The organism is Enterococcus sp. DIV1726a (assembly GCF_051710985.1).
Taxonomy (GTDB): domain Bacteria; phylum Bacillota; class Bacilli; order Lactobacillales; family Enterococcaceae; genus Enterococcus_B; species Enterococcus_B hirae.
The window spans coordinates 1,376,432-1,397,990 of sequence record NZ_JBIOLS010000001.1 but is presented as its reverse complement, the minus strand read 5'-3'; the positions used below and the strand labels follow the sequence as shown (position 1 = coordinate 1,397,990).

Below are 21,559 nucleotides of genomic sequence, written 5' to 3'. Positions count from 1 at the left end.
TAACGAAAGTTGTTAGAAAAGAAAACAGCCAATTGGCATATTTTTATGTCATCCAATTTTGCGTAGTCTTTAGATCACCAAAATTTATCTATCATCTGAATGAAACAAGTACACTGTATTGTTGGCAACTTAACAGCTAGAAGAAAACATAAGCTATGCATACTCAAATGAACAACTTCATTAGATATTATTATCAATAAATTGAATCTTTTTTTGTCATTCCTACAATTTTAACAACTGAAAAATGGTTAAACAAAAGAGAACACTGACGTTATACCTGCTAGGTAAGAGGATAACGTCAGTGTTCTGTTTATTATGCTTTTAATTCTTTTTCAATTTGTAGTCGACGGACTTTCATTGTCGCAGTCCGTGGGATATCTTCATAATCTCTGATAATCGGCGTATTCAATCGAGGTAACTCATGCACTTGTTTCCACCAACGATCCCAATCCATTTCGTGATTAGGAGCAAGAGAGATCAATGGTTGTGGTGCATTGTTTTTATCACGAACGATGACCACTTCCGATAGAAATTCTAATGAGTCTAACAAGAAATCTTCGATCGCTAAATTGCTATTGATTGTATCGATCAAATCCACTTGACGATCCTTTAAGAACAAATGCCCCTGTTCATCCATGCTGCCGTAATCACCGCTGTCCCACCAAGCACCATAAACATTTTCTTGGAAACGAGCATCTTCTTTATAATAAGTTAATGCACGACCTTTTGATAATAAATGGATGTGTCCATCTGTATTAGCAGGTAAGACGTTCCCATTTTCATCTGCGATCCGCGCTTTGGTTAAGTCGCCAAGTCCCACACCCATGTCTCTCGCATTACTCGTTTTTAAACTCTCTAATGTATGAGCTTTTAAAATCATCGGTCCGCATTCGCTTTGGCCATAAACTTGTAAGAAAACAGCTTCTTGATTAGGAGAAGTGCGTAAGAATGTTTCCATAGTAGAGTTGTTGATCGCATCAAAAGTGGAATGGTAATAACGAATACCAGCAAAAGCTTCTGGATATTCTTTCGCTGTAAAGCTCCACTGAACAAAGTTGTTTGGATGTGTTTCAAGTGCAATCGGTGGATTTTCTTTTAACATGGCCACAACGTTTTCCCCTTGAGCATCCGCTAACGGCATCATTGGAAAGCCCATCGCCATCAATGAAGAAATACCAATATTGAAGCGAGAATGAACAGGAGAGATATGGAAAGCCACAAGTTTTTTCTCTGCGATCTTAGTAAAGACAGTTTTTTGCCATTTGGTGCGCCAGCCCATTGAATGAGCAGAATGACAAATCAATTTAGGAATACCTGTGGTTCCTGAAGTATGGGTCATATAAGAAATTTCATCGTTCCCCAATTGATTTTGTGCCACTGGTTCTGCTGGTTGAGTCAATAGTTTAGAAACAGCAATTTGTTTTTCTTTTGATCCATTTGAAATGCCAGCCACTCGTTCAGCCGTTTCATCATCAAAAAGGATAAATGGATCTTCTAAACGGTCGACAAAGACTTCTAAAGTGGGGGTAGGGAAGTGATAAGAGATCATTGCTGGTACCGCCCCAAGATAAGCTGTTGCTACAGCTAATAAATAAGTATCAAAAGCTGAACTTTTGTAGATCATGACCTTATCACCAAGTCCGACACCCAAATGAGCTAATTGATAGGCACGAGTCAAAACGAGTTGACAGGTATCTTTGTAAGTGCTTTTAAAACCAAGTTCCGGAAAAGCTGCTAAGGGTTGGTCAAAGATGATTGGTACATCTGGTGTAGCATTCGCTGCTTCTTGAAAATTAGAAAAAAGATTTAGTGGGGAATAAGCGATTGTTTCCATAAGTCACACTCCGATTTCATTTAATAAACAAGTTGGTAAGCAAAGTAAGAAAAACTTGTGAATTAAATCATTTACTTTGCAAATTCAGCTATAATCTTAGCACAAACCCTAAATAAAAAACAGCTTTCTTTGTGAAAAAATGAATTATATTTCGTTATTTCATTTTTTGATACTTGTTATTTCCTTGTAAGAGAATTCTAACATCTTTTGATGGACTTCTTCAAATGAATGTTCATTGATATAACGATTACCATAAAGGAAATTGACGATATCCAGATCATCAAAATAAAGGGAAACGTAGTACCCGTAAGTTTTACGACATAATTCTGGCGAAATATTTTTATATACAGTGATTTTACTTAGTATTTGGCGAATCGTCCGTGGAGAGATTTGCTGGTCATGAGATGAACGAAAAGCAAAAGAATCAGGTCCTGTCCCAGTATCAGTTATTGCTAAATAGTTTTTAATGAATGGCAGTGCTTCATTGGGAATTGGCGACTGATTAAGACGATTTTTTTTACGGCTAAGATGAATGATTTGTTTATTTAAGTCAATATCTTTTCTTTTTAACTCAACGACTTCATGGATCTTTAACCCGCAATATAAAAGAATAGCTGCGATCGCTAAATTTCTTGGTCGGTTCCTTTTTTCAAAGCGTGCTTCTCGTGAAGAGTTAAAGCCTTTCATAGGAATAAACAGATGTTCAAAGTCTTGAAACAAAGAGGCGTCTATGAATCGAGGCGCTGCAGCAGTAGTTTCAGGAAGCGTTTTTCCTAATAGAGATATTTCTTCAGTCAATAACCCTTTTTGATACAAAAACCGTAGAAAATGATTTAACGAATATTGTTTTCGCGAAAGACCATAATAGCTATTTTTAAATAACTGGTTTGTTTGTTGATCAGCTGTGGTCTGAAACGAACGAGTATGCTGATAGACTTTATCTAAAAAATTTAAATAGTCTTGTTTTTCAAGACGAAGAATAACTTCATCCGTGATCTCTTGATCTAAAGCTTCGTGAAGATAATCCGTGAATAAATGAAAATCTTTTGCATATTCATAACGACTGCTTAATGAAAGCTTTTTTTGATTTTCTTTTAAAAATTCTTGGAAAATAGGAGGAAGCTGTGCGATGCGTTGTTTTAACTTTTCTTGAATGTGTTTTCGTGTTTTTTGATCCATAAAAGAACCTCCTTTTTGTTCAAACTGGTGTTCTATTTTATTATTGTAGCTTATTTTTCGTTTTTCTTCTATTTCCTTTTACTGATATCTATTTATACCAACGTTTATTTGCTCATGATTCATATATATAGTAACATCGCCAACTATAAGAAAAACTGTAACCAATAAACAGAGAGACAATGATCTTGTAGTATGAACGAATTGTTTCATGAGTTTTGTTTAGTGACATTTTGTCACTGTTGCGCTATACTTTTCGATAGTGACAAAATGTCACTATCGAAAAAGGAAAATGTAGGAGGGAAAGTAATGTTTTTAGCAATGAAAGAAATGAAATACGCAAAACTACGATACGGACTCATTATCGGTATCATGTTCTTGATTGCTTATGTCGTTTTCATGCTATCAGGTCTAGCAAGTGGATTAGCAGAAGAATTTAAAAAAGCGATTGATGATTGGGGTGCTCAAGAAATCGTTTTGTCCGAAGATGCTAATCAAGTGTTTGCAGCATCTCAATTGACAAGAGGTGACCTTGATCAAGTAAATGCGAAAGAAAAAGCACCGATTGGCTTATTCAGTGGAGCAATCAAGGGCAAAAACAAAGAAAATGTGACAGTCTTTGGTACGACTAACGATGCCTTTTTATTACCTAAAATCACAGATGGTCGGATGTTTGATAAGAAAAATGAAATAATTATCTCCCAAAATCTGGCACAAGATCAATATAAGTTGGGAGATCAAATCAAAATCGGTAGCGATGACCAAGCATTTACGATCGTTGGAATTTTTCCTGCCACTTATTATACGGTCTCACCAGTCATCTATACAGATCTAGAAACTTGGACACAATTAAAATATGGAGCCCAACCGTTTGCTTCAGATGACAAAAAGCCGATCAATGCGATCGTGACCAAACAATCAGCTGTAATTGATAAAGATGGCGCATCAAAAGATTTACAAAAACTGACAATTCCTGATTTTATTGAAAGTCTTCCAGGTTATTCTGCACAAAATATGACACTAAATGCAATGGTTTACTTCTTGTTTCTTGTCGTAGCAGCAGTAGTTGGCATTTTTATGTATGTCATCACTTTACAAAAAACAGCGATCTTTGGCGTAATGAAAGCTCAAGGGATTCGCAATTCATTTATTGCTAAATCATTGATTGCACAGTCATTTGTTATTGGAGTCATTGGTGTCGCCTTAGCAGTTCTAGCTGCTTATCTAACTAGCTTGTTTTTACCAAGTGCGATGCCATTCGCTATTTTCTGGACACAATGGTTGCTATATAGTGGGGTCTTACTCGTTGTAGCAGTTGTAGGCGGCGTCTTCTCAATACGCACGATCACAAAAGTGGACCCAATCACCGCCATAGGAGGGTAAAAAATGAAGAATATTTTAACGATGAAAAATATCGTCAAGACTTTTGGTAGTGGACATACCGAAGTGACTGCACTAAAAGGAATTAATTTTAATGTCAAACAAGGAGAATTTGTCAGCATCATCGGTCCCTCTGGTTCAGGAAAGAGTACTTTCTTAACCATTTCCGGTGGGCTGCAAACACCTACTTCTGGAGAAATCACCATTAATGGTCAGTCTTTTTCCGATTTATCTGAGAAAAAAAGAGCCGATTTACGTTTTAAAGAAATTGGGTTTATTTTACAAAGTTCTAATTTGATTCCATTTTTAAAGGTCAAAGAACAATTTTATTTAGTTGATCGAGTCAGCCATCAGAAACAAAACGAAACAGTGATTGATGACTTATTGAAATCATTAGATATTTATGATCTAAAAGAAAGCTATCCTCGAGATTTATCTGGTGGGGAAAGACAACGTGTAGCGATTGCTCGTGCGTTGTTCAATGACCCTAGTTTGATCTTAGCAGATGAGCCTACCGCTAGCTTAGATACAGATCATGCCTTTGAAGTAGTCAAGTTACTTGTCAAAGAAGCACATGAAAAACAAAAAGCAACAGTCATGGTTACACATGATGCTCGGATGATCAAATGGAGCGATCGTGTCTACCGAATGAAAGATGGTGATTTGATCGAAGAAACGGAGGGATGGGATGCCTAAATCGACATTTCTTAATCTGCCGAATGAGAAGAAACAACGGCTTATTGAAATTTTACTTGAAAATTTTTCAGCTCGACATATTAGCCAAGTAAAAGTTGCAGATATTGTCGAAGATATGGCTATGTCAAGAGGGGCCTTTTATAAGTACTTCGAAGACTTGGAAGATGCCTATACCTACACGATCCAGTATTATTCGATTCAAATCCATCGAGATATTCTGAAATATATCAGTCAAAACAAGCAAGACTTTTTTCAAGGAATTGAAAATTACCTTGCGTGGTGTAGTGAACTGGAACAAAAAAGTAGTTATTGGCAGGCCATCCGCTTTTTAACGAGAAGTGATGATTTTACCAATCACCAAAGAACCAAGCCTTCTGCTGAATCAGGAAGATTAAAGGAATGGTTTAAGTTACTGAAGGCAAATGGTTTTCACATTACTTCGGAAGAAGAAGCAATTAGCTTTTTATATTTCGTCATGGACCTTGTGATCAATTCATTGACGGATTACATTGCGAATGACTGGACTACTGATGAGTTGTTGCAAGATTATCGTTACAAGGTAAAATGGCTGCAAAGAGGTTTGAACACCGAACGAAGTGAATCTTGAATCCACTCGATTCATTTGTTAGCCGTTTCTTTTTAACTGGTAAGTAGTGTCCGTATTCAGAAAAACACTTCGATACTTCTTTGTGTCATCATCGATAACCAAATAAAAACCTTCGATAGAAAGTTCTTATAGTTGAGAGCAACGATTTTTCCTTTTTGATTCTCCGTGATAGAATTTTTATTGTAAGAAAAGAAAAGGGATGACACAGATGAAGAAAATTATACTATTTGGTGATAGCATTGCTGCTGGATTGTACCAAGGGGAGGTCGTCCATGCATTGGACCATGCGTTATCAACGACCTTAAATGCTTTAGGACAAGCTGATTTTAAGATCATTAATTTAGGAAAAAGAGGAGATTCAACGACAAGCAGCCTTGAACGATTGTCTCAACTTCCCCAAGATGAACGTACAGCTGACTACGTCGTTCTTAATGTTGGCGTTAATGATGCAATCAATCAAAGAGATAACCAAGAAACCTATCGAAAAAACTTGGAACAATTGATCAACTTTTTTAAACATAGCCAAGTGATTTTGATAGGGCCTAGTTACGTTGATGAAAAGATCAAAACCCAAACAATTCCTGAGATCTTAGTAGAGTATACTCAGATCGCAAAAGAAGTAGCAGATGAGAACAAAGTAAGTTTTATTGATTTTTATCATTATGAAAAATCTTTTGAGGACCCAACACTTTACTTGCAAGACGATGGGTTGCATCCTTCGAAGTTAGGCTATCACTTGCTAGGTGCTTTGATTGCACAATGTATCCAGCAAAAAGAACAAAAATAATCTACAGACCGAGTACCTCAATCTTTGCAGTACTCGGTCTGTAGATTTTTAGTTTCAAGTTTTATCATGACAAAAAGAATGAAGCGCGCTCTATTGGCTTTGACACACGGTAATAAACAACTGTTTTCTAATGGCGATATTCCTTCAACAAACCTTTTTTGATCAAGTCTTGTTTTTGTTTGAGATTCTGGATGTTTTCTTGATAGTTTTGTGCATACATCACGGAATAAAGAGTGTTTAAAACATAGTCGAAGGCAATTTGTGAGGAAAATGTTGCCACTTTAGCAAAATCTAATTCATCTTGCGTAACGATGAGTTTCATCGTTGCTTGTTTTGCCATTTCTGAATGTTCATTTCCAGTGATCAATACAGTTTTAGCACCCACATGGTTTAAATGCATCATAATTTTTTCATAATGGTGAATCCTTCCACTATAAGTTAGAAAGATGGCACAATCCTTTTCCGTTAAATTAGCTGCATTCCAAGAAGAATCACTATACTCTTCAGCTAATATCAAAAATTTATTGATCTTGATTAGTTTATTTTGAAATTTGCGTGCTGTGATTTGAGAATCCCCTTTGGCAAAAATAAACATGCGATTCGCTTGATTCAATGCTGTGGCAATCGCATCAATTGACTGTTTCTCCAATTGAAGCTGTGCTTTTTTGATAGATTGGATCGACAAATCGGCCATTTTTTTAGCGATCGATTGACTATCATCTTTATCAGTAAAAGGAAAGTTTGGATCAATGATTTGATTGAACTGGGCTTTCATCTGATGGACTTCACGACCAAATTCAAAACGAAATTCTCTAAAACCAGAAAAACTCAATTTTTTACATAAGCGAATTATGGCTGAATGCGAAGTATACGTCGCTTTTGCCAATTCCTCGATCGTCATATAAACAGCTGTTTCTCTGTTTGCTTTGAGATAATCAGCAATTCTTTTTTCTGTTGTTGTAAATGCTTCTTGTCGTATCAATTGGTCTTCGATTAACATATGCTCACCTTCCTCATCCATCTTACTGAATATCCCTCTTTTTGACTACTATTTTTTGTGTAGGTTAAACATACCTGTCGATTATTTACTTAAAAAGATCACTTTCTTGAACATTTTTTTCTAACTGCGCTCAAATTAACTTTTAAAGGGACCGGTCATTTATACTGATAGTAGTTAAAAACAAAAATTGGAGGAAAACGTATGTTAACAATTGCCTATCTAGGAAATGGAAAAAGTACCAACCGCTATCATTTACCTTTTTCACGAAAACTAAAAGATAAGATCAAAATCAAAACGATCTATTCACGTTCAGAACCCACTTGGGAAACATTTGAGGATATCCATTACACCAATCAATTGGAAGATCTATGGAACGATCCAGGAATCCAACTAGTTGTCATTACGACACCGAGCCAATTTCATTATGAATATGCTAAATTAGCCTTAGAGCATGGAAAAAATGTCCTGGTTGAAAAACCGTTTGCTGAAACTTCTGCAGAAGCGAAAGAGTTATTTGAGCTAGCGAAACAAAAAGATTTATTTATCCAGTGTTATCAAAATCGTCGTTTTGATTCTGATTTCTTGACCGTACAAAAAGTGTTGGAAAGTGGAAAATTAGGCGATATTTTAGAAATTGAGATGCATTATGATTATTTCAGACCTGAAGTTCCTGAATCGGCAACGGAATTTTCAACAGTCAATAGTTATCTCTATGGTCATGCTTGTCACACAGTAGATCAAGTAATTTCTTACTTTGGCGAACCAGATGACATCCACTATGATGTGCGCCAATTATTAGGAACGGGACGAATGAATGATTATTTCGATTTAGATTTTTATTATGGAACAATGAAAATCTCTGTCAAATCAAGCTATTTTCGTATTAAGGAACGCCCAAGTTTTGTGGTTTATGGGAAGAAAGGGATGTTTGTAAAACAGACAAAAGATCGACAAGAAGAGCATCTTAAACTATTTTATTTCCCAGACCATCAAGATTTTGGTATTGATTTACCAGAACACTACGGCACACTTACCTATATGGACCAAAATGGAAACTACCATGAGGAAAAAGTGATTTCTGAAGTAGGTGACTATAGTCGGGTCTATGAGGGCGTCTATGAAACGCTCATAAACGGAGCCGAAAAAGTAGTGAAAGACGAAGAAACACTTCTACAAATGAACATTTTAGAAACAGGGATCAAAGAGATCCAGGAAAAAGAAGCGCAAGCAAACAGATAAACCATTCGCTGTTTATGATCATTCTGAAGGATTAAGCAAAGATTGATGAGAAACAAAAAAACAAAACCATTAAAATATGATGGGGAGGACACCTCATGTTTTGACAGTTATTTTGTTCTTATGTACTATAAAATAAATAACTGTAAGGAGGAATTCTCATGACAAATTATAACGGCGAAAAAGGCAAACGTCTAAGAGGTTCGATGGCGCCTAAAACCGATGATGAAGTAGCATTAGCAGGGACAAATTCTGGTGAAACAGAAAACAAACAAGAATCGTTATCTGGCACAAACTCTGGTGAAGCCAAAGATGTCGCTTTATCTGGTTCTAATTCGGTTGAAGAGGAAGAACCAAAGAAACCGAATGCTTTTGAAAAAGAAGTGGAAAAATTAGCGGAAGAAGTAAAAGAAAAATTTGAAGAATTGACATCTAAAAAAGATACTAAAAAATAGATTTGTCAGTTGCTAGTGATCCTATGAAAAAGACAGCTTTTACGCTGTCTTTTTTTATCCAAAAACTATTTTTCCGATTTTAGAAAAAAATGGTGTCTGCGCTTACCTTCTTTGTATTATGCTTTATTTATGAGAATAATTTTTTCTCAGCTAAACATTAGGAGGTAATATATGGAAAATTTTGGGTTACAGTTAATCAATTCGAGTGTGCTTGGACAAACCGATTTCATAAGTCTATTCACGACTTATTTATCAGATTATATGTATTTGTTCTTAGGTGGAGCCGTTCTATTTGTTATTTTGATGTTGTTATTAAGTAAAAAAATGTCCGATAAGCCTGCAAATAAAAGCGGATCTTCAAAAGGTGCTTCTAAGCAAAGCCAATATAAACGAATGAAATAGATCTTATTTTACTTTGAACAGATTGTTAGTTTACTAATAATCTGTTTTTTTGTTATAACTATAAAAAAATATTATAGTAACTATAAATATCATTATATTGAAAAATGTTTCTATCAGAACTATAATTTTCATGAAAATAACATATGAGATGAAAAGGAGCGTGTATCAACATGAGAAAAACCAGTAGAAAAGTAGTGATCGTTGGAACAGGCTTTGTGGGAACAAGTATTGCTTATGCCATGATCAATCAAGGAATTGCGAATGAATTAGTCTTGATCGATGTCAACCAAGAAAAAGCGGAAGGGGAAGCTTTAGACCTTTTAGATGGTATGGCATGGGGCGAAGAGAATGTTGCTGTTTGGTCAGGTGATTATAGCGAATGCAGCGATGCCGATCTAGTAGTAATCACAGCAGGTATCAACCAAAAACCAGGACAAACTCGTTTAGATTTAGTGAAAACAAATGCTGGAATTATGAAGGATATTGTTCGACAAATCATGGGAGCAGGATTCAACGGAATATTAGTTGTTGCTTCTAATCCAGTAGATATTTTGACTTGCATTGCGTGGAAAGAATCAGGGTTACCTTCTTCTCGAGTAATCGGAACAGGAACAACATTAGATACAACTCGTTTTAGAAAAGAAATTGCCTTGAAACTTTCTGTCGATCCTCGTAGCGTTCACGGCTATATTTTAGGTGAACACGGCGACTCTGAAGTAGCAGCTTGGTCCCATACAACAGTTGGCGGAAAACCAATCATGGAATTTGTCGAAAAAGATCATCGAATCGAAGAAAAAGACTTAGATATCATTGCTGATAAAGTTAAAAATGCTGCCTATGAAATCATCGATCGAAAAAAAGCGACTTATTATGGAATTGGTATGAGTACAGCACGAATTGTCAAGGCTGTATTAAACAATGAACAAGCTGTATTACCAGTTTCTGCTTATTTATCTGGTCAATATGGAGTGAAAGATATCTTTACAGGTGTTCCATCCATCGTTGATGAAAAGGGTGTAAGAGAAGTTATTGAATTATCAATTACACCAGAAGAGGAACAAATGTTTAAACAATCTGTCAATGAATTAAGAAACGTATTAAACACCGTGAGATAATTGAATGAAAATAAAAAGGAGAATGAGCGTTTTGCTCGTTGTCCTTTTTATTTTTGTTTTAGAAAAAATAATTCTCTAGGAGAAAGTGAATTGTAATAAAATGATAGCATATTAGGTAAATTTTTTTGGAAATGCATTTGAAACAACAAGAAAAAAATGAAGGAGGTAATTGATTTAGAGCATAATCAGCTTAAAAAGAATAAAAGATGACTGGTAAAATTACTAAATAAACGAAAGGAGATAGTATATGGAAAAGCAGAATGCTAAGGGCTCAAGAAGCGGATTAGAAGAATCTGCAGTTCAACAAGATATTCACTCTATACATACAGAGCAAACCGTATCTGATAGACAACAAAATACTTTTGGCAAAGATCAATCGGAGATGATATATGCAGAGCTGGTAGGCTTGCCTGAAGGAAAATTCAAACAGAAACCGGAAACAACTATTTATTCAACTATCATTCAGTCTCAATTAAGCTCTTCGGAGAAACAAGAAGATCAGTCTCAGCCTCTAAATAATAAAGGAAAGTCCCTTAAAAAGAATAATTTTGACATTGATGAAGATACTGGATGGGTCACCACTTTAAGTTCTGACGATTCACAAAATGATCGCCAACATGAACGAATTAGTAAGTCAACAAAAAATGACAATGATTCATTAGAGATACAATTTGAAAAAACACAACCTAATCCTCAAACTTACAGCAATTACAAATCTTTTTTTAATGAACTTATCCGCAAGGCAGCGGAAAAAAAGAGTGAACAAAATTTAGCTACATCGTCACATTTATCTGGACATCCTATTCCAGCACCACGTTATAGTAAACTAATTATTGTTGAGAACTCCGCAGGAAGGCTGCTTGGGGTGAATGAAAATACTGGATGGGGCACTTTTTTAGGTACTAAAATTCCTCAAAACAAAAAGCCTATTCCATTACCACGTACTATTAAAAATGCACAGTGTACTTTTAAAGATTTAAAAGATAAAACGAGAAATATAAATCAAAATACTATTTCTTCTTCAAATGATTTGAATAATAGCAATAGGTCCCATGCGAGATAGATTTACTGTATAACCAAAAAATAACTGCTCAGGTTTATAGCAGAGAATTGTACAAAAGAACTAACATCTACTTATCGTTTTTTTCGTTTATAATTCAAGACATAAAAGGAAAGGAAGAAATTTAATGCCAAGAGAAAATATCTATACAGAAGATCCAACATAAAAAAAGAAAAATGCACAGTCTAAACAAGGAGTACCTGCTTCACTACATCAGGATATGGAGCCAGCTCAACCTTCACCAGTTCCACCTTCGCCATTTCGAAGTAGTGTACTTCGATATATGAAGCCAGCTCCAACTTTACCACCTCGGGCGTTTGAACAAATAAAAGATAGCGCTATGGGAGTCCCAAAACCACCTGCTCCATTGCCGCGTTCTACCCCTAATATGGATAGACCACCTAGAGCTGGAAGATAGACTTCATACATAAATAAGAAAAAAAGAAACTACTTAGCATAATATATAGAAGAGAAGGGTGTAAGAGAAGTTATTGAATTATCAATTACACCAGAAGAAGAACAAATGTTTAAACAATCTGTCAATGAATTAAGAAACGTATTAAACACCGTGAGATAATTGAATGAAAATAAAAAGGAGAATGAGCGTTTTGCTCGTTTTCCTTTTTAATTTTTTTTTAGAAAAAATAGTTCTTTAGTAGAAAGTGAATTGTAATAAAATGGTAGCATATTAGGTAAATTTTTTGGGAAATGCTTTGAAACAACAAGAAAAAAATGAAGGAGGTGATTGATTTAGAGCAGAATCAGCTTTAAAAGAATAAAAGATGACTGGTAAAATTACTAAATAAATAAATGAATGAAAGGAGATAGTATATGGAAAAGCACAATACTCAGGAGTTAAGAAGCATATCTGATGGGCAGAAAAATACTTTAGCCAAAGATCAATCGAAGATGATAGATGCAGAGCTGGTAGGCTTGCCTGAAGGAAAATTCAAACAGAAACCGGAAACAACTATTTATTCAACTATCATTCAGTCTCAATTAAGCTCTTCGGAGAAACAAGAAGATCAGTCTCAGCCTCTAAATAATAAAGGAAAGTCCCTTAAAAAGAATAATTTTGACATTGATGAAGATACTGGATGGGTCACCACTTTAAGTTCTGACGATTCACAAAATGATCGCCAACATGAACGAATTAGTAAGTCAACAAAAAATGACAATGATTCATTAGAGATACAATTTGAAAAAACACAACCTAATCCCCAAACTAACAGCCATTACAAATCTTTTTTAAATGAACTTATCCGCAAGTCAGCGGAAAGAAAGAGTGTACAAAATTTAGCAAATGTTTTAGAGACTGACAATATCTTGAGCAGCGGGAATTCTCAGTCCGTTATGATAAATAAATCTCTGTATCATTTGAATGGACGAGCAGGCATTATTACAAATGTCACGCCCGAGACAAGACACAATATTGATAAAACTACTGGATCTAATATCAATAGATAACCTGCATGGTCGGTTGATGAGATAAACAATTGAAAAAATAATGTAAAAATTTAAGAAGATGATTTAAATTTAAACGTCATCAGCGCCGTATGAATCAACCAAACGCACTTGAAGGGCGTGGGCCGGATTCTGTATCACGTTGATCATGTATCTTTGATTTTATATGAGGGGATATTACATAGAGCAGACGGTGGATATGTTTCTGGAAAAAACGAATATGAAAAAATTATAGATGAAAATGATTCTAAAAAAAGGCAGAATGTGGACGAACAACAGAGTGAATTTTTATTATGTTAAGGATCTACTTGGCATAATGTATACAATGTAATCAATTTTTAGTGACTCGCTACTTGTATAATAGTGGTGCACTGATCCCTACAGTGTATAATAGAGAAATGCTATATCAGAAATACGATACATTTTTTGTTTCATTTAGATCGGCAGGGATTTAATTTTATGTTAATTTTTCTAATTCAGGGGAAAACAAGAAACCCCATTATTGGTTTTTCTTATTTAAAATTACAAATAAAAATAAAGGAAGAAAAAAATGAAAGAATTACAACCTACAAATCCTGTTAGCGAACAAGAATCTCAAACTGCAAATCCTGTTAACGAACAAGATATCGAAAATCGTATAAATCAATTTTTGCAACAAAATGGTGGGAATCGTCCAATAGTATCAAGCAATATTTTTTCTAGAAATAAAAAAACAAACTTAGATGTCTTAAACAAGATAGAAACGCTTGGAGACGACCAACATAGTAAACGTTTAAAAATGTTGCTTCAGGAAATGAACGAAATGCACAAAAATTTAAATAAAGATAACTTTAAAGGCCTGTTTCTTAGAGATCGAAAAGAAAATTACGAAAACTTTATTAAAGAAGCAGGATCAGATGTTTCAGAAATATTATCTTCTCAAAAAAAAATTCAATATAAAGACGCTCTTAAAATAGCACTAGCAGGACTGTCTTACCAAGATAACTCAAACTCAAAAAAAGAATTGTCTAAAGAAAATAAAGCGTGGGTAAAACTTTTTTCTCTATTCAATGAAACGCAACGTGTTTGGATAAATGGACCTGGTCCAATACAACCTGATCATGACGATAACATTGAAAAAATGCGAAATCAATCAAAAAAGTTTGACGAAATCAGAGCTATGAGGAAAGTCGAGAAACTTTCCGAAAACAAACAGGATAAAGTAATCAATAAAAACCCTTCCAAAGAAAAATCAGAAGGTTCTTTCGTAGAAAGATAGAATTCATACATAAACAATAAAAAATAAAGAAAGAGCGACTAATCTGTATGTCTAGTTGCTCTTTCTTTATTTTTTCTTTTACTCTTTTTATTATTTCTTCGGTAAAACTGTCAAATTAGATTTATTCTCTAAATTAAAGTTGTCAGATGGATTTTGTTTAATAATTCTTCATTGTACAGTTCAAAATCAAAGAAATCTCTCATTGAAATTCCTAATGACGCTTTATAGAACTAAAAACTGGGTAGAAAAACAAGTATCGGTGTCATTAGCGGTCTTAGACGAGTGTTGTAATGATTCAGGTTGTTATGTCGCTGGTTTGATTGCTAACGGACGTAAACGCATGACAAAACAACACAAACAAATGATCGAGAATTATAAGAGTGCTGTTGATCTGATCGTTAGTAAGGAGTGACTTGTATGAAATTGAAATGTAAAGATTGTGATTGTAGTATGGAAAAATGTATCTCTTTGTGGAAAGATCAAAAAAGTGTTGTCCAGATTATGATTGTTTTATTGTAGAGAATGCCACATGTGAATATTGTGGAGTTTTTGTTTCTAATTTTGTAAATTATGGATATGGACTTTATAGACAGATAAAAAATTAAATCGTGTTTAAATCTTGTCAAACACGATTTAATTGATATTTTATAATACAAAATAATTTTAAAATTTTGCAGCGGTTCAAATGAGTCATTTTTTTATCTTTTTAGTTTGATTTCGGTTTGATAGGGGTTTAATTCACTTTGAATCTACTTTGTATAATATATATTATGTAAACTAAAATATAAAATTTTTATCTCCTTCCTTTAAAAATCCGCAAACCCTCTCTTCTTGCTATTTATTCTATTTCTTTTTACCAGATAGTATAAAAACGATTCTTTTCTTGTTCAACTAATCAGTTATATATATACGCATGCATAAACCATTTAGAATTAAAGCTATCTAGAAATCATTCACACCAAAAATAGATTTTGATGTGAATTTATCTATCCATATTTTGTTAGAGCAATGATTGATAGATGTATCCTAGAAAGTAGTGTTTTATCAGTTGATTAATATACCTTTAAAGTGTAAGAACGATTATATGGGGTTATAGACTGTTAAATAAGACTATGATTTATAGCAATCATTCATGCTATATTAAGAATCCATTTGCATCATTATTGTGCAACAATTCAACTTAATTTTTAAAGAAATACTATAATCGAGGAACATTAGTTTTTTATCTGTCTATATTAGTATGGTTTGCTGATGCCAAAGTTAAACTGGGAGATGTTTGTGCATATCTTGCCTTAGCTTGTTCAATATTGTTTTCTAGTTTATTTTCCAAAACTTGTTTTCTTTTAACTATATCCACTACTTTTCGAATCGATTCTAAACATTTTTCATCGACTCTTACGGCTTGATTTTCCCCACATTCTTTCGGTAAATTTTTTAGAAGTGCCACATTGTTCCATACAAAACTTCGATTAATTTCCTGCACTCCTTCAGCAATTAGGGTCGCCCGCCCCTTTTCATGATCAACCTTATATAGGTTATTGTTCCCAAAATAGAGTAATGGCTCGTCTTTGTCATAACCGCTCTTGTTTTTAGCATCTAATGGATAATATACTACCGGTTCATTTTTACTCAGCCATTCCTGAAGTTTACGTTTTGAGTGATCAGTATGTTGTACCTCTCCATCATTTTGGTGATGTTCCTGGTCTTTATCGTTTAAAGAACCAACTATATTTATTAGTTCATTTTCTTTTTCTGTTGTCACCCATATAAACCGTGATTTTTTTCTATTAAACAGTTCGTCCAGACCAAATTTAATTAAGGTTGTTTCTTGATTCTGTTGTTTATTGTCTATGACTAGTTTTCTTGAACCGTCACTAAATTTAACGTTACTCGTAATCAATTTTCCATGACAATTTAAGTAGGACTTTTTTTTATTAACAATTTCCTGGCTTGAAATGATCTTATAAAGCTTCTCCTCTTTATGATCATAATATAATAACTGATTTTTCTCGGTATTTTTCGATTTTTTGGGTAGTTTCATGTGTAGTTGTTCATGAAAGTCGTTCTCGTCTCTCTGCTCAAATTGTTGATGAAATCTTAACCCGTTGTCCTGTGTTAAATGTTGATGTTCTTGGATTTGATCAGCAGAAAATGCCAGAGATAAATATCGTTCCTCTGGTGATAGTTTATCGCTTTTCTTCATCGTCATATTCCCTCTCCTTTTATGGCCTTGTATAAAAGTTCATTTATTTACAGTCGTACTAGTTTTCTTTGCGTTTTTCAAGTAATTACTGAAACAAACAGCTTTTATCCGCTTTCCATTCTATATCTACACTTCAGCTTAAATAAAACTTTTATTTCAAAATGACAAAACAAAAAGGTCGGTGATTCTAATTTTGTTATCTGAAGATAGTCTATTCACCTACATACAAGACGTAATCACATATTTTTGAACGATCATTCGTTGAATCATTCTATATAAAAACTAATAAAAAAACATCAAAGATAGTAGCTACTACTGCCTTTGATGTCCTTAAACACGGTTAGAATATTCTATTTTCTAGTAAATAGCTCAGCATAAAAATAGCAAAAATTAAATAAATAGTAATGGAAATAAAATTCTTTGCACTGATGTTCCCCATTTTAAGGCTACCACATAACAAATAAAGCAAATAAAAATCAGTAGATCTTTTTATTTAATAAATCCGAATGCTATGATTATTTTATCTAGACAGGTCTTCATTACTACCTTTTTGAGGAGTTTGCGGTGCAGGACGCTTTTGAGCGTGTCCAAGAATGTTGCTTTGAGTATTTCTATTAAGTTTGGGTGATGCTTTTGCGGATGTTGTCAAATCAATCAAATTGCTTAATGACTTTCCATCTTGAGCAATGTTACTAGTACTTCGTTCGGGTAATAGTTGTTTGTACTTTGTCAAATCTTCTAACGACTTACTATCTTGAATGATGTGACTAGTGCCAGGTTCGTGTGATGCTTTTGCGTGTGTTGTCAAATCAATCAAATTGCTTAATGAATTTTCACCTTGAGCAATGTTACTAGTACGTCGTTCGGGTAATGGTTGTTTGTACTTTGTCAAATCTTCTAACGACTTACTATCTCGAACGATGTTACTAGCGCCAAGTTCGTGTGATGCTTTTGCGGGTGTTGTCAAATCAATCAAATTTCTACCTTGAACGAAGTTGTTTATATTTGCTATGTCTAAGAATTTCGTGGCATTTTCAGCAGAGAGACTCCATATCATGGCATCTTTATTAGACGTCTTTGGTAATTTGTCTGCAATTACTTTATCCCCTAATTTGAGCTTGCCGTCTTGAAAATGTGCATTATCAGTAATCAGGACAGCCTGTTTTCCTTTATGACTAACTAAATATAAATTGTTCTTATTCAACAAAAGTGTACACGAATTTACATTTCTGTTTTCATGCTCTCGGGGTTTATGTAAATCTCTAGGAGAACGATTTCTAGGAAAATGTTTCTTGGCCTCATTCAAATAATTGATGTTCTTTTCAACTTCTCCTTTATCTATCCATATAAATCCGTTTGACATCTTTGATTTAAGGAATAAATTTATTTTTACATTTGTATCCCAGTCTTGGACTGCAATATGTTTTGCATTTGGTGAATTATAGAGATCCTTATCAGCAAGCAAATAAGCATTTTTGATTTTCACATTCTTACCATCTTGAGATTCAATCTCTAATTTATATAGTTTATCCCTCATGGTCCCTACTTTATAATAAAATAGATCTTTCTGTTTATTGTGACTTTGATTTTTTGGTATTGATAATGATGAAAATGCTCTAACATCCACCTTAATCCATGGTTTACTCTTTATCTGTTGTCTATCTTCCATCATTTTAAACCCATTTAGTCGCTGATTAATCTCTTTTAAAGTAAGTGAATCGACGTACATCGTTGCCGTTCTATCTCTATTTTTACCCTCCCGAGTCCAACGTCTTTGAATGAAATTATTTGTATCAACCGTTGTCACATTGGAAGGCGAGAACAGATCAACTCTCAACCCTTGACTATTTCTTTTATAATATATCCCTTCTTTCTCTTCTATGTTATCTGCGAGGAGTTTCGACTTGCTGCTCTCAGTGTCCAATTGATAAAGTTTGCCTTTATGTACCATTAATTGAACATTTACACTAAGATCGGATGCCGTACGCTGCGGGATTCCTATCTTGAGATTTTCACCAATGTAAGTTGCATCTGGTTCTGTTATTGTACGTGCTGCTCTCTCGGCTTTTTTTGCTTTTTTGTATTCGTTATCCTTTTTTATAATATCGTATACTACACGTGAATGAACAAATAACGATTGAGCGTCCTTTGAGGGATTATTCTCCATTTCTACAGGTCCAATTAAATTTTGGTAGCTATTCTTTTCTTTACTTCCTTGCGTCAATTCACCATTTATATACTCTACATCTTCAGCAATTACATAAGCTTTTTTTTCTCCTTTTTGTGGATCCAAATTTTCTATGAAATAAAGTTTCCCTTGGTATAAACATAATAGTTTATCCATTGAATCACCTTGGTGAATATTATCTATTGTTTTGCTTGGTAATTTTACCTTATTGGGCAATTGGGAAAATTTATTTCTATAGGTTGAAATTATATCAACCAAAAATACATGCTCGTTCACCACAATATTTTCATATGGCTCTTTGTTTTGGTCTTCTGCGATTTGGTCCTTGGAAAAATTCAGATGATTATATAGTTCCTCTTTGCTCATGTTATTTTCTATCATAGAGACCACACCTTTCTATTTATTGTTTTTCTAAAAAGATCATTTGTTTAATATCTGCAAGAAATAATCCTTCAATAAATTTCAATAATTATCTAGATGTTCCAGGTCTTTCTCCGATTGAAACGCATGAACGAGTGTTCATCTTCTGATTCAGGAGTTCTCTTTGAGTTTGGCTTTTTTCTTTTGAGCGTTTTTGCAACTCTACTACATTATTACTTAGTTGAGGAATGTTCCTCGATTGGTTTATTTTTGCTATTTCATAAATTTTAGAAGCTTTGTATGAAGATATAGGCCATTTCATATTTTCATTAGGCGATAAGTTGGATAAGAGTATTTTATTATCTGATTTGATCTTACCATCTTCAAAATTGACATTAGCGGCAACCTTTATAGCCACTTTTGATCTATGATCAACTAAATACAAATTGGTATCTTTCAACAAAAGTGTATATACATCTTTGTTTCTATTTTTACGAGTAATCATTTTTTGGAATTCAATAAAATACGCCACTTTCTTTTCTACTTCCCCTTTTTGTGTCCACGCCAATCCGGAAAACAACTTTGGTACAGGAAATAAATTCAATTTTATATTTTTATTGATATCGTTTAATGCAAGATGGCTTTTATGAAGTTGTCTATCAAGGTGTTTATTAGTAAGCAAATAAGCTTTTTGGACTTTCCCGCGATCGTTAATCTCTAACTTATAAAGAGCACTTTTGTCGTAATCGTAATAGATTGGGTCTTTATCGTTGTGAAGGTTTGGATCTTTTACTATTGTTAACTTCTTTAACGATGATATGCTATCAACATCCACCTCAGGCCAAGGTTTACTTTCTATCTGATCCTTCTTTTCCATATTTTTAAAATATTGTAATCGCTGATTGATGTTCTCTAGGGTATCGGCGCTTACATACTTCGTTTGGGTTTTTTCTCTTTTTTCTTTAGTAAAAAATGATTTTATCAAACCTATATTGTGAGACTCTTTAAGAGTATTAGGACTGAATAGCACCATTCTTAGCCCTTGCTCATTTCTCTTATAGATTGTTCCATATTGAAATTTTACGTTATCTGCGAGTAGTTTTGACTGTTTATTTTGGCGGTCAATTTGATAGAGCTTATCTTCATGCAACATTAATTGAACTTTCATTTCCGGATCCCTAGTTCCATACTTGGGGATCCCTATCTTAAGACGCTCACCAATATATGTTGGATCTGGTTGTGCTACTGTACGAGCTATCCCCTGAGTTTCTTTTGCATTTTCAAAAATTTCATTATTCTTGATAATATTGTACACTAAACTCGGACTAGCAAGTAACGTGCGAGTACCATTTTTCTTATTTTTTGTCATCTTAGTAAAATTAATTAAGGTTTGGTTGATGTTATGCTGAATGCTCGCTTGGAACAATCGTTTTTCTCCATACCATACTTCCTCAGCAATTACATAAGCTTTTTTTTCTCCTTTTTGTGGGTCCAAATTTTCAATATAATAGAGTTTGCCTTTGTGTAAGCATAGTAGTTTATTCATTGGATTATCATCATGAATATTACGTATTTTTTCGCTTGGTATTTTTATATCATCGGGCAATTTAGAGAACTCATTTTGATGGTTTGAAATCATACCATCCAACAATATATGATCATTCACATCAATACGTTCACCTATTTTTTGTTGTTGATCTGTTTTGATTTCTTCTTCAGAAAAATTCAGATGTTCATACAGCTCCTGATCATTCGTTAACGTTGAACCCTCGATTTGATTATTTGTTTCCGGCATAATGATTGCACCTTCCTATTTATGTTATTTTTTGCATAAAAAATAATCATTTGTTTAGTTCTTAACCTTATTAAATATCTGGCATATAAGATTTTGTCGAAACAAAAGATTTTTTAATGCGCTTTTATTTTATAATTATTATTAGTGAGAAATAATCCATTAATTTCCATAAATAGAAATAAAAAGCACCACAAGAAATAACTTGTTATTCTCTAATTTTTTATGAATTGTCGTACCCACTTCTGCGAGCTTTAGCTGTTAACTTGTCTAAAACGACAATTTTCATTCTTAAACATCTAATGTTCAAATCTTATAATCACTAACAAATCAATAACCGACATATTCATTGATGTTATAAGTAAGTGAGCTTAATTCCTTGATAATAAACGGACTTAACCTAGCATTTCCAATAGAAAAAAATCTTAAAACACAAATGTGTTCTAAGATCTTTAGTTATATATTTTACTAATTTATCATGATACTTTTATGATAAAGAAATTTCAAAGTGAATCATCATGCTCTATTATAACTGTGAATGTGGTT

Annotated in this window: 18 protein-coding genes and 1 pseudogene; 13 read left to right on the top strand and 6 right to left on the bottom strand. The window is 33.8% G+C overall.

Annotated elements, in window-relative coordinates; translation table 11 throughout:
- Positions 1–313: 313 nt before the first annotated feature.
- Positions 314–1,834, bottom strand: a complete 1,521-nt coding sequence (locus IGJ27_RS06300) for an AMP-binding protein (protein ID WP_178305962.1) — start codon at positions 1,832–1,834, stop codon at positions 314–316.
- Between the two features lie 159 nt (positions 1,835–1,993).
- Entirely contained in the window at positions 1,994–3,013 is a 1,020-nt protein-coding gene (locus IGJ27_RS06295; RefSeq protein ID WP_178305963.1) for a tyrosine-type recombinase/integrase, read from the bottom strand.
- Positions 3,014–3,319: 306 nt separating this feature from the next.
- Here IGJ27_RS06295 and IGJ27_RS06290 point away from each other — a divergent pair, with 306 nt between their 5' ends.
- The 4 genes from IGJ27_RS06290 to IGJ27_RS06275 all read left to right on the top strand — a co-directional run bounded on the left by IGJ27_RS06290 (position 3,320) and on the right by IGJ27_RS06275 (position 6,480).
- Positions 3,320–4,393 (top strand): ABC transporter permease, encoded by a 1,074-nt coding sequence (locus tag IGJ27_RS06290; RefSeq protein WP_178305964.1) that lies wholly within the window; start codon positions 3,320–3,322, stop codon positions 4,391–4,393.
- Positions 4,394–4,396: 3 nt separating this feature from the next.
- Positions 4,397–5,086, top strand: a complete 690-nt coding sequence (locus IGJ27_RS06285; RefSeq protein ID WP_010719170.1) for an ABC transporter ATP-binding protein — start codon at positions 4,397–4,399, stop codon at positions 5,084–5,086.
- The gene (locus tag IGJ27_RS06280; protein WP_053766029.1) at positions 5,079–5,693 is read left to right on the top strand and encodes a TetR/AcrR family transcriptional regulator; all 615 of its coding nucleotides are present in this window, start codon (positions 5,079–5,081) and stop codon (positions 5,691–5,693) included. The genes IGJ27_RS06285 and IGJ27_RS06280 overlap by 8 nt, the downstream gene beginning before the upstream one ends.
- Before the next feature lie 208 nt (positions 5,694–5,901).
- Positions 5,902–6,480, top strand: a complete 579-nt coding sequence (locus tag IGJ27_RS06275; RefSeq protein WP_178305965.1) for an SGNH/GDSL hydrolase family protein — start codon at positions 5,902–5,904, stop codon at positions 6,478–6,480.
- Positions 6,481–6,607: 127 nt separating this feature from the next.
- Here IGJ27_RS06275 and IGJ27_RS06270 read toward each other — a convergent pair whose 3' ends face one another.
- Positions 6,608–7,480, bottom strand: a complete 873-nt coding sequence (locus IGJ27_RS06270; RefSeq protein ID WP_178305966.1) for a MurR/RpiR family transcriptional regulator — start codon at positions 7,478–7,480, stop codon at positions 6,608–6,610.
- 201 nt (positions 7,481–7,681) lie between these two features.
- On the opposite strand from IGJ27_RS06270, the gene IGJ27_RS06265 reads away from it, so the two are divergent.
- From IGJ27_RS06265 to IGJ27_RS06225, 9 genes and pseudogenes are all read left to right on the top strand, one after another.
- Positions 7,682–8,719, top strand: a complete 1,038-nt coding sequence (locus IGJ27_RS06265; RefSeq protein WP_178305967.1) for a Gfo/Idh/MocA family oxidoreductase — start codon at positions 7,682–7,684, stop codon at positions 8,717–8,719.
- A gap of 158 nt (positions 8,720–8,877) precedes the next feature.
- The gene (locus IGJ27_RS06260) at positions 8,878–9,171 is read left to right on the top strand and encodes a hypothetical protein (RefSeq protein ID WP_034697939.1); all 294 of its coding nucleotides are present in this window, start codon (positions 8,878–8,880) and stop codon (positions 9,169–9,171) included.
- Positions 9,172–9,342: 171 nt separating this feature from the next.
- Positions 9,343–9,573, top strand: a complete 231-nt coding sequence (locus tag IGJ27_RS06255; RefSeq protein ID WP_010719176.1) for a hypothetical protein — start codon at positions 9,343–9,345, stop codon at positions 9,571–9,573.
- Between the two features lie 170 nt (positions 9,574–9,743).
- Positions 9,744–10,688, top strand: a complete 945-nt coding sequence (locus tag IGJ27_RS06250) for an L-lactate dehydrogenase (RefSeq protein ID WP_063627106.1) — start codon at positions 9,744–9,746, stop codon at positions 10,686–10,688.
- A 247-nt stretch (positions 10,689–10,935) separates the two neighbouring features.
- Entirely contained in the window at positions 10,936–11,751 is an 816-nt protein-coding gene (locus IGJ27_RS06245) for a hypothetical protein (RefSeq protein ID WP_256733969.1), read from the top strand.
- A gap of 460 nt (positions 11,752–12,211) precedes the next feature.
- Positions 12,212–12,325, top strand: a pseudogene (gene ldh / locus IGJ27_RS06240) (L-lactate dehydrogenase); the annotation flags it as partial.
- Positions 12,326–12,579: 254 nt separating this feature from the next.
- Positions 12,580–13,215 carry a hypothetical protein gene (locus IGJ27_RS06235; RefSeq protein ID WP_178305968.1) on the top strand — a complete coding sequence of 212 codons (636 nt, stop codon included), beginning with the start codon at positions 12,580–12,582 and terminating at the stop codon, positions 13,213–13,215.
- 547 nt (positions 13,216–13,762) lie between these two features.
- Positions 13,763–14,470 (top strand): hypothetical protein, encoded by a 708-nt coding sequence (locus IGJ27_RS06230; protein WP_178305969.1) that lies wholly within the window; start codon positions 13,763–13,765, stop codon positions 14,468–14,470.
- 214 nt (positions 14,471–14,684) lie between these two features.
- Positions 14,685–14,882, top strand: coding sequence for a hypothetical protein (locus IGJ27_RS06225; RefSeq protein WP_123874784.1), 198 nt, complete (start codon positions 14,685–14,687; stop codon positions 14,880–14,882).
- An 810-nt stretch (positions 14,883–15,692) separates the two neighbouring features.
- Here IGJ27_RS06225 and IGJ27_RS06220 read toward each other — a convergent pair.
- From IGJ27_RS06220 to IGJ27_RS06210, 3 genes are all read right to left on the bottom strand, one after another.
- Positions 15,693–16,679 carry a hypothetical protein gene (locus IGJ27_RS06220; protein ID WP_178305970.1) on the bottom strand — a complete coding sequence of 329 codons (987 nt, stop codon included), beginning with the start codon at positions 16,677–16,679 and terminating at the stop codon, positions 15,693–15,695.
- A 514-nt stretch (positions 16,680–17,193) separates the two neighbouring features.
- Positions 17,194–19,242, bottom strand: coding sequence for a hypothetical protein (locus IGJ27_RS06215; RefSeq protein ID WP_178305971.1), 2,049 nt, complete (start codon positions 19,240–19,242; stop codon positions 17,194–17,196).
- A gap of 88 nt (positions 19,243–19,330) precedes the next feature.
- Complete coding sequence (locus IGJ27_RS06210; RefSeq protein ID WP_178305972.1) at positions 19,331–21,016, bottom strand: hypothetical protein; 1,686 nt, start codon at positions 21,014–21,016, stop codon at positions 19,331–19,333.
- Positions 21,017–21,559 lie beyond the last annotated feature (543 nt).